This is a genomic window from Amycolatopsis sp. NPDC003676, assembly GCF_053587275.1.
Genome location: NZ_JBSFNS010000400.1, coordinates 1 through 1,096 on the forward strand (window position 1 = coordinate 1; position 1,096 = coordinate 1,096).

Sequence of the window (1,096 nt, forward strand, 5' to 3'; positions counted from 1 at the left end):
AGGTCGTGCGCGTTCCCTTCCTCGAATGCCCCGCCGGGCGTCGGCCTGCGCATCATGGTGGGGGGCGGGACGGATATCGCCCTCTACAGCGACCGGATCATCTGCGCCGACGACACCAAGATCGGCTATCCACCGACCCGGGTGTGGGGTATCCCGGCGGCGGGGATGTGGGCGCACCGCCTCGGTGACCAGCGTGCCAAGCGTCTGTTGTTCACCGGTGACTGCTTGACCGGCAAGCAGGCCGCCGAGTGGGGTCTGGCGGTGGAGTCGTGGCCCGCCGACGAACTAGACGCGCGCACCGAAGCCTTGGTGGAGCGGATCGCGCGGATGCCGGTCAATCAGCTCATGATGGCGAAGCTGGCGCTGAACTCGAGTCTGCTGGCCCAGGGTGTCGCCAACTCGGGCATGGTCAGCACCGTCTTCGACGGTATCTCCCGGCACACCCGCGAGGGCTACGCCTTCCAACTCCGTTCGGCGACCACAAACCCCCACGCCCCGGCACCGGAGAGCAGGCCTGAGATGAGCACGTGCACCGTCATCACCGAACAGCGCGGTCCGGTCACCCTGATCGGGATCAACCGCCCCGAGGTGCGCAACGCTGTCGACCTGGTCACCGCGAGCTCCCTCGCCGACGCCCGGTCGCCCGCCGCCGACACCCTCACCGGTGCAGGGCAATTTGCCGCGAGCACGGGCGGACATGGCAGTTTCGACACCCCAACATCTCCCGCAAACGTGACGTACGTGAGAGGGGCACCAACTACCCGGCAGCGGCCGACCGGCGGGTGACCGGTTCGTACCGCTCCCAGCGCGGACCGTCCTCGCGGAATCAGTTCGGGCGCGGCAGCTTTCAGAGCTGACCAGCAGGAGCCGCGAGGCTTGACCGAGATCGATCACCTCTGCCCTGCGCGTGGATGCACGCTCCAGGCGAGCATTCGGTGCGCGATTCAGAGGTTGGTGTCGAAGAAGGGGATCAGCGCGTCGAGGGCGATCTTCACCGGCTCGGGGCGGTCGTAGACTGCCGCAACGAAGCGGGCGACGCTGCCGCGTACGAGGCCGTACGGCGCGCTGTCACTTACTCGACGCAGCGCGGGACTCT

General features: G+C 67.9%; 1 protein-coding gene. It reads left to right on the top strand.

Features of this window, described 5'->3' with window-relative positions; translation table 11 throughout:
- Positions 1-786: enoyl-CoA hydratase-related protein (locus ACWDNU_RS46730; RefSeq protein ID WP_449673566.1), on the top strand; the 786-nt coding region annotated here is incomplete at its 5' end.
- Between the last annotated feature and the right edge of the window lie 310 nt (positions 787-1,096).